This window comes from Candidatus Hydrogenedentota bacterium, assembly GCA_019695095.1.
In the GTDB taxonomy this organism is placed as follows: Bacteria; Hydrogenedentota; Hydrogenedentia; order Hydrogenedentales; family SLHB01; genus JAIBAQ01.
The window spans coordinates 63,869-72,815 of sequence record JAIBAQ010000011.1; the positions used below are offsets into that span (position 1 = coordinate 63,869).

General features: G+C 58.4%; 5 protein-coding genes. All 5 read right to left on the bottom strand.

The window, feature by feature from the left end; genetic code table 11:
• Window positions 1-82: 82 nt before the first annotated feature.
• The 5 genes from K1Y02_03630 to K1Y02_03650 all read right to left on the bottom strand — a co-directional run bounded on the left by K1Y02_03630 (window position 83) and on the right by K1Y02_03650 (window position 8,825).
• Window positions 83-3,193 carry a hypothetical protein gene (locus tag K1Y02_03630; GenBank protein MBX7255431.1) on the bottom strand — a complete coding sequence of 1,037 codons (3,111 nt, stop codon included), beginning with the start codon at window positions 3,191-3,193 and terminating at the stop codon, window positions 83-85.
• Between the two features lie 56 nt (window positions 3,194-3,249).
• Complete coding sequence (locus tag K1Y02_03635; GenBank protein MBX7255432.1) at window positions 3,250-3,711, bottom strand: hypothetical protein; 462 nt, start codon at window positions 3,709-3,711, stop codon at window positions 3,250-3,252.
• A gap of 106 nt (window positions 3,712-3,817) precedes the next feature.
• Window positions 3,818-4,738, bottom strand: coding sequence for a hypothetical protein (locus K1Y02_03640; protein ID MBX7255433.1), 921 nt, complete (start codon window positions 4,736-4,738; stop codon window positions 3,818-3,820).
• Window positions 4,739-4,741: 3 nt separating this feature from the next.
• Window positions 4,742-7,048, bottom strand: coding sequence for a type IV pilus assembly protein PilM (gene pilM, locus K1Y02_03645; GenBank protein MBX7255434.1), 2,307 nt, complete (start codon window positions 7,046-7,048; stop codon window positions 4,742-4,744).
• Window positions 7,049-7,250: 202 nt separating this feature from the next.
• Window positions 7,251-8,825: an SUMF1/EgtB/PvdO family nonheme iron enzyme gene (locus K1Y02_03650; GenBank protein ID MBX7255435.1), complete on the bottom strand. Its 1,575-nt coding sequence runs from the start codon at window positions 8,823-8,825 to the stop codon at window positions 7,251-7,253.
• Window positions 8,826-8,947 lie beyond the last annotated feature (122 nt).

Here is an 8,947-nt window from a genome sequence, read left to right on the forward strand (position 1 = left end):
GGGAAACCGCCCAATCCCTAGTAGTCTCGGTACCCGGGACTGCCTACCGCCTTCAAAAGTGCGGATGGCGCCTCTTAACTCATTAGGATCCCGCTGGTTCCAGGAAACGGGCTCCCGTCGGATCGATAATGTCGGTCGTTACGAATATCAACAGACTGCGCTGCGCGATTTCCGTGGCCTTGCCCCGGAAGAAGAACCCTAGCACCGGAATGTCGGCCAGGTACGGCAGCTTCTCGCGGCCGCGGCTGGTCGTATCCGTGATGAGTCCACCAAGAACCAAGGTGTCGCCGTCATGCACGATCACGTTCGTCCAGATCGACTGCACGCTCGAACGCGGGAATCGCACGACAGACGGATCGCCCTGCGCAACACCGCTCACCACCGGTGCCGGAATCGTGAACGTGTCTTCGCCAACCTTCGTCGTCACTTGCGGGTTCAACCACAACCGGACTTGGTTGCCGCCGCTGATCTGAGGCGTCACCGACAAGGTCACACCGAAGATAAACGGCTCGAACACGGGTTGCTGAGAAGCAGCCGCAACGGCTCCACCACCCAGACCCGATCCGGATGTCTGAATCTGGTTGATAACCTGCGTCTGGAACGTTTGAGTCAGGAAGTCCGCGATTACGGCTGGTTTGCGATTCAACGTCGTAATGCGCGGCGCACTCAACAACTCGGTCTCGGACAAGCTGTTCAAGTACTCCATCGTCACGCTGACCTGGTCGCCATCGCCGTTGTCCGTAATAATGCCCGACAGCGAGAAGGCGCCAGCCGGCCCCGGATTGGCCGCGCCGGTCAGGATACTCTCCACCACCGTATTGTTGATGACGCGCGAACCATTTGGCTTGCTGTAGAACGGAATCGCCTCCGTCACACCGTCGCCATTGGCATCAAAGTCATAGGTCGTCTCTTGAAGATCTTCGATCTCGCGCGGCCGGTTTCCAAGGTCAGATTGGCTTACATCCCAGTTGAAACCGATCTTCTGCAGATCGTCGACTTTGATGGTCACAAATTTCGATTCGATGCTCACCTGCTTCGGAGTCACGTCGAGATTGGAGATCAACTCCTCAAGCATATCCAGGTACGTCGGCGTCGAATGCACGATGAGCTGGTTCAATGTCGGGTTATAAACCATGAACGACAAGATTTCGCCCGAATACGGTTCGATTACCGGAGGAATGGCATTCTCAAGGATCGTCAGAATCTCCGACTGTCCCTGGAAACCTCCCAATCCGGACGTTCCACCAAGACCAGACGTGCCGCCCAACGTCGACTGGTTCCCGGAGAGTCCTCCCCCCGTGGAGCCCAGCCCACCGCGGCCACCGCCCAAACCACCGCGACCGCCGCCCAGACCGCCGCCGCTCAGACCGCCGCGGCTGCCGCCCAAGCCGCCGCCACGCGATCCACCCAAGCCCGTGGTGCCGCCACCCAATCCACCTTGCGAACCCGTCAATCCAGTACCGCCTTCCGCGATACCGATGATGGCCGGCGTTTCACCGACAAGCTCGTCGGAAATGTTAGAGAACAACTGAGAAATGTTGCTGAACTGGGCGCCGCCGCCACCGATTCCGCCACCCAGACCGCCACGGCCTCCTCCGAGACCGCCGCCCAAGCCACCGCCCAGACCGCCACGGCCTCCTCCGAGTCCTCCGCCCAGGGAACCTCCGCCCAAGCCTCCTCCGAGACCGCCGCCGCCAAGCGAACCGCCGCCAAGACCGCCGCCCAGCGAGCCACCGCCTAAGCCACCGCCCAGGGAGCCTCCGCCCAAGCCGCCTCGGCCTCCTCCAAGACCGCCGCCACCCAAACCGGTGGTTCCTCCCTGTCCGCCGCTGTTCTGCACAACGATCTTGAACAGAGTCTCGGCCCCCGCGTTACGTAGTTCGTAAATTCTAGTCTCGAGCTCTTCGAAGGTCTCGGTACGTATCTTCTCGGGAGTGCTGATCCACAGGAAGCCCGGTTGCACGGAGAACGTAAGGTTCAACGGGCGCAACAAGGCGCGTAGCGCGGAACGAAGAGGTACATCGTCCAATTTGATATAGGGAACATAACCGGTCGTTACCCGGTCACCTGTCAGGGATGCTTCCGGAGTCCCCAATTGCCCCCCTTGCTGCTGGGCTTGGAGAGCGGCGCGAAATTGCTCCTGCTGCGCCAGCGAAGCCCCGCCTACGGGAGCTCCCAAGCCGCCAACAGGCGCCCCCAATCCAACGCCCGGACCAGGCGCGTTGGGCAGCCCGCCAGGAAGACCTGCGCCGGGCGCTGTCGGCGCGGCGGCTGTTGCCGGAGGAGTGGGACGCGGCGGGGCAACTACGCGCGAGTCAACCATGATGTTGATTCCGACATAGTCGGCGACGAAATCGACGATGTTGTTGATGTGCTCGTCTTGGAACTCGATCGAAACAGGCGAATCGAGCACCTTCTCGATGTCGGACTTGACCTCAGCCTTTTCTTGTTCCTCTTCCTCGACCGGGATAGAGATTTGCGGAGGCTTGATACCCTTGGCATCGGCGCCCTCCGGCAGTCCCTTGGTATTTTCGATGTCGAGGCGAATTTCATTCACCTCTTTTTCGCGTTGTTTGAAAGCCTTGTCGAGCGCCGGCCCATAGGCGCCCAGGGTCGCCTCCATCAACAGACGAGTCGCAGTCTTGTTGCCGGGATCGATGATCAGAATCTGATCGAACATCTCTTTCGCCTTGTCGTACTTCTGATTCTCGAGCAGGCGCTGTCCTTCGAGCATCAATTCCTTGACACGCTGGTATTTCACCTCGTCGGGATTCACCGGCGCTCCGCCCTCAGACTCCGGCTTAACGGTCTCGGGCCCGAGCACTTCGAATGACTGCACCGATGAAGGGGCAGCGCCGACCGCAGTCATCTGGATCTTGCCTTCGGCCTTCTGCACCATCTTCTTGGCGTTTTCATGGTTGGGATCAATGGCGAGCGCGCGATTGAACGCATTCAACGCTTCGCGATACATCTCGTCACTGTAGAGTTTCACGCCCTCGCGATAGAGTTGTTCCGCTTGCGGCAAATCGGAGGGTGGACTTGACTCGCCGGATGCCGGCGAGGCGCCCGCCGCAGCCGCCTCGGGTGTAGCCTGCGGATTCTCTTGCGCGGTCGCCGCGGGCAATGACAGTGCTAGCAACAGCATCAGTGCTCCGGCGATTGCGGTCTCCCACCGCGGCAACCTTGTGCTCATGAACATCTCTTCCTCCCGCAATTTTGGGTCAACTATACTGAATGACGGGACTCTACTCAACCCCCACCCTGCACCTGCAGTGTGAAGACCTTGTCGAATTCCTGAGAATACACGTCGACGGTTTGAGCGTCGGCGTCGATTCGCTCCAGAGTATACGCCTCAAATGCCTCGCCCTCTTTGAACGGACGGACTCGTTTCCCCGACACAGACAACATGGCGCGCAACGTCCCATCGTTCCACGGTTTTATCGCCGTTAACGTGACCGGGATGGTCTGTTCCTCCTGTGTCTGGGAAGTGTTCTCATCCGCCTGCACACCATAAATGGTAAACGGGTTTCGCCTGACCAGTCCACTGGCATCCGCCGCCGGCTGGCGCTCCGGAGGCCACACCGGGGGCGTCGGAAATTCGGGCGCTTTGACCTGAGCGGCCACCTTCTTCGTCTCTTCCTTCGGCGCAGGCGGAAACACAACGACATACACGCGATAGCACAACACTCCCACGAGTGCTACGAGCACCATCTTCTCTTTCTGAGACCACAGCCAACTACCAACCTTCTGTAGCTGTGATAAGAAATCGTTCATGCTCAAACTAGTGCGTGCCCCTTCATTCTTCCGTTTCCGGTGTCTAAATCGGCCACAGTCTCTCCAGGAACTTCATGAAACCGCCGCTGCTCCTCGGCTCTTCACCCGGCCGCGGCCGCCGCTGCCCCATGCCCAATGGCGCATTCGCGCCCTGCGTCTGCGCTCCGGCAATGGCAACGACCGCATTCGGCTGATATGCGGCAATGTCAACCAGCATCTCCACGCGCAGATACGGATCTACCGCCGAACGAAGCTGACCGTTGGTGATCTTCATCCCCGTAACACAATAGTACATCGACTTGTTTTCATTCAGATCCTTGTAAAGCTCAAGCAAATCCTTCATCCGAATCCACATCGCTACGCCAAACGTGCGCGCATTCAGAATTTCCAGGTTCGGCCTTGGATCCCACATGTCCACCGCTTCAATATACGCCGGATTGTGGTTGATAAGTTCCTTCGTAAATCCAGCGCCCAACTGCAAACCCGCAATCCAAATCATCACTTCCATGTTGTTGACCGCACGTCCTCTTAATTCATCGGGACGGTTCTGGCCAAACGACAAATCGACTCCAGGCATCTGGACGCCCTTGTTGTACGCAAGAGTCGACACTTCCTGCACAATCTTCTGATATTGCTCCGCGTAATACTCGCGCAACACTACTTTCTCGGGCGGCGTATCTACTTTCACGTACGCGTCTGCGCTGTAAAACTTACCCCGTTGATCCAGCGCCTCCGACCACGGCTGCACAAGCTCCGCATACTGCGTCAAAATATCCTCAGGCTTCTGATTGCCAAACCTCTTCTGAAGCTCATCCAGCTTGGCCTTTAGCCCATCCAAGTACTTTACATCTTCGCGATACTTGTCAAGCTGTGCGCTGAAGTAGAACTTCCACACCGCATACCCGCCTCCGCCAAACAGCAGCAAGGCAACCAGCGTGATTATGTATTCCTTCCGCAGTCGCATGGCCTAGAGATCTCCTGGGTCGGTATTTGACGCGGGTGCCCCTTGCGCGGCATTCCCTGGCGCTTGGCCAGCATTAGCTCCTGCCGCGCCTGCACCGGGAGCCGCGCCAGGGGCCGCACCAGGAGCCGCCCCGCGACCAAGTGCCCCTCCAAGGCCTCCCTGCGCTCCTCTGCGGGCTCCGGTCTGAGGTGCCGGACTGGGCTTCGCTTCGTCTGCCGGCGTCCCGGAAGTCTGCAGGTCGATACGAAATGTCACGATCGTACCCGCCTGATTCCATGTCGCCCCAAAATTGGACTGCCCACTCTGCGGCACAAACGAGGGAGAACCACCGCCCAAACCCCGCCTCCCTCTATTGCCTCTACGGTCGTCGTCTTCCCGGAGTCGCGAACCCGCTTGCGCGCCGCCAGGAGATTGGCTGCCTGCGGCGTTGTCCATGTTCGTCCAGGGGACTGGATCGACAAACCGGTCGTCGAAAAATACCTTCACGAACTTATTGGAGGAACGAAGTGACTCCACAAACTCGAATAATGTCTCCGTATCCGCCGCAAATCCGCGCACGGTCAGTCCATTGTAAGTGCCGGGGTCAGTATTGCCCCCCGCGACAGGCATTGCGCCGCCACGAGATGCGCGGCGCTCGCGGCCACCGCCCATTCCTCCGCCAAAGTCGGCTCCTCCGGAGCGACTGGACGTGATTGGCTTCATGCCGGAACTGGATACGAGAGACGAATCCTGCGATGAACCAGCGCCTCCCGCCATACCGGCGCCAAAGCCGCCTTCGCGGTCTCCACCGCGCCTGCCTCCGCCAGAACTACCTGGAGCCGCTCCGGGAGGCCCAAGACTCGTGGACTCGCACGACCACACCACGATCAGCTTGCCTTTGGGCCGCGCTTCATTAAGCGCAACAAGATAATCCATCCACGCCGGCCGCATCTGGTAAGCGAGGTCCAGTCGCTTCACCTTCTCCTGCATCTGACCGATCTCTTGCTGCTTCTTGTCGATGTCCACTATAAACTGAGACTTCCATTTCGCCGGATCGCCGGCATGCTTGGCGAACCGCGGGTCTATGGACGTGATTCTCTTCTTGACAATATCTATCTCGTCTCGCACCGCCTTGTTCTGCTGAGCCAACGCGGGAATGATTGAAGCCATAATCAGCGCAAGCGTCACCACCGAAAGCGCCCAATAGAAGAGCTGTTCGCGATGGCGATGAGAATCCAGAATGCGCGGCGGAATCAGATTGATTGCGATCGGCACCGACTGACAGCAACGCAACGCAAGCCCCAGGGCCACTGCCGCCTGCTCCGGGTGCTCGTTGACTTCCTGAGCGCCAGGACCGATAGCCAAGCCCGCCAACGGCTGGGCAATTCGAACTTCTACTCCCAGCATGCGCTGCAAATACGGGATCATGTTCCGCAGACAAGAACCGCCGCCGGTCACCACAATGCGCGACACCGCGCCACCGCCCGGCTGCGAGCGGAAGTACGCGAACGACCGCGTAATTTCTGACACCAGACGGCTCAGTATCCGCCCAATGACCTCGCCGCCCCTCCCGTCCCGCTGCGGGTCGCCTGTCGGCGCGAATCCCCGCTCGCGCTTCATCTTCTCCGCTTCTGCAAACGATACGCCGAATTCCGCGGCGATCGCCGACGTCACATCGTTCCCGCCAATATTCAGGCTGCGGGTGAAGCGAAACAGATTCTCTCTCTCGATTACGATATCGGTCGTCGCAGCGCCCAGATCGATGAGTGCTACGCATTCGCCTTGTTCGCCGAACTCGCCCGTGCTCTTGAGCCAGTTGTACGCGGAAAGCGGACAGACATCCACCACGTCTATCTGCTTCTTGATGTCTTTGATGATCTCAAGGCGCTTGTCTACGACGTCGACCTTAATCGCCGCCATGAGCACGTCGTAGCCGCCCGCTTCAGTCCGCTTCAATACCTGATAGTCAAACGCGATCTGATCCAGCGAGAACGGAATCTGCTGCTGAATTTCGTAACGAACAATCTGCGTGACTTTATATTCGGGTACAGGAGGCAGCGCTCGCGTGCGTGTAAATACGGATTGGCCCGGTACGCCAAAGACCACCTTCTTGTGACGCACCTTGGCATCCTTCAGAAGAGCCTTCACTACGTCTTGACGAACTTGCCGTTGCGCTTCATCGTCCATGGAAGGATCGATACCGAATTCGCGATGAAAATACTTCGTGAGTTGAAACCCAGCCTTCGTCTGAGTCAACTCACAAAGCCTGACCGCACTGGTCCCAATATCCAGGATCAGCCGTCTAGCGCGTCCGCGCCGAACCTTTGCCATAGAACCCTTACCCCAATCGGACTTCGGCGAGTCTTTACACAACCTATGCGCAGAGCAATGAAACCCTATCCCATTGCCCCTAATTCAAGCACGAATTCTGTCGCGATTTAGGTCTACAAAGACCCCTTAAGCCATTGTGATTTAGTGTAGTAAACTCACCCGCACTTGTCAACAGTAAAATCCGCTTTGACAATAGTTTCCCTTAGTTCTGACCTCCATTCGAAGAGGCCTTCACTTCCACTCCGCTGCGCTTTTGCACATCAGCCACACACCGGAATCCATAGTCCGCCCGCGCCCGGTCCGGAAGATCGAATCGCCGCCTTGCACTCCGGGCATCGAACGAACTTCCCATAAACGACCCACCTCGCAACGTGCGGTACAATTGACCATACTCTTTCTCGATCAACGTGTTGCCCGGATAGGCGGCATACCAGCTCTCTGTCCACTCGCACACGTTTCCTGCCATGTCCAGACAACCATAGGGAGACGCCCCTCCCCGATACTGGCCCACCTCCTGGATTTTCGAAGGCGTCGTCGCATTTGTGTTCGCCAGGCTGGCGTCAAACAGGTTTCCCCATGGGTACTCCCGCCCGTCCGTTCCGCGAGCCGCCTTCTCCCATTCAATTTCCGTCGGCAAACGCTTCTTCACCGCGCTCGCATACGCCGTCGCCTGACTCCACGTCACTCCCGATACCGGGTAGTTCTCCTTGCCCTTGTCAAACCGGTGCGATGAGAACACCATCTTAAACTCGGCGTTGGTCACCTCGTACTTGTCGATATAGAACGCTTCCACGAACAGCTTCCTGCGCGGACGCTCATCCGGCGACTGGTTGTCGACGCCAATGATCGCTTCCCCGGCAGGTATCAGCACCATGCCCGGGGGCGCATCCCCCTCAATCATCTTCAGATCCACGTTCTTACGCTCTTCCGGACCCAACGTCGTGACCTCTTCCGCCGTCACGTATCCCGGCGCATATACGCTCACCGTGTACGTGCCCGGTGTCAATTCAAACCGCGTCGGGGTCTTCTGAACCTGTATCTGATTGTTGAGCCAAATGGACGCTCCCGTCGGCGACGAATACACCTCCAGCAGCCCCTTTTTCGGCGTCAGGTCGAATGCCTTCGTGTACTGATACTCCTCCTTGACCTCCAACTCGAACTCAAGCGGCTCGTACCGTTCCTTCCGCAATTCGAAACGATGCACACCCACCGGCACCTCAGCCTTCCGGAGCGGCGTTCCTCCCAACACACGGTCGCCGTCCATCTTGACCTCCGCCTGCGACGGATCCGAGTCCAACGTCAGATACCCGACCAGCAACCTCATTTCCAGCGAGAACGTCTCCGAGCCCTGCTCAGGCACCCGAATCGTCTTGTACGTGGGCTTGTATCTATCCTTGCTCAATTCGACCAATACCGCCCCGGGCGCGATGTTCTTCACCGTGACCGGCGTCACACCATAATCGTCGTCGTTGATAAGGACCTTCGCGCCGGATTCGGGAAGGCTCTCTATCGTAATCTCGTTGTTGTAGACTTCCTGCTTCGAATCCGAACCGCACCCATTCAACACCAAGCCCGCAACCGCCACTAAAATGAATGAGAACCAGAGCTTCCCGCGCAACAACCCGCTCATGGCATACCCTGAGAATGTACGAAGACGCGTACTCACGCGCGAATCCTGCCCCGCGCCACCTGCGCCCTCGCTCACCCGTTTCTGCCTCGTGTCCTGCGCCTCGAGTGCGCCCCTGCACATCGAGAACACACCGTCGCGCTCGGACATTTAGCTGCCTAGCCTCGCACATGTCGCGCTCCCTACCCCGGAGCAATTTCTACTTCTTACGCCATTTAACCGGATTTCGCCTGGTTAGGCAAGCTTTATCTGACTTGGATCTCCTGTTCCTT

Bases quoted from the DNA above. Each gene is read 5' to 3' on its own strand.
- K1Y02_03650 (MBX7255435.1), bottom strand. From the start codon at position 8,825: ATGTCCGAGCGCGACGGTGTGTTCTCGATGTGCAGGGGCGCACTCGAG.
- K1Y02_03635 (MBX7255432.1), bottom strand. From the start codon at position 3,711: ATGGTGCTCGTAGCACTCGTGGGAGTGTTGTGCTATCGCGTGTATGTC.
- pilM (MBX7255434.1), bottom strand. From the start codon at position 7,048: ATGGCAAAGGTTCGGCGCGGACGCGCTAGACGGCTGATCCTGGATATT.
- K1Y02_03640 (MBX7255433.1), bottom strand. From the start codon at position 4,738: ATGCGACTGCGGAAGGAATACATAATCACGCTGGTTGCCTTGCTGCTG.
- K1Y02_03630 (MBX7255431.1), bottom strand. From the start codon at position 3,193: ATGAGCACAAGGTTGCCGCGGTGGGAGACCGCAATCGCCGGAGCACTG.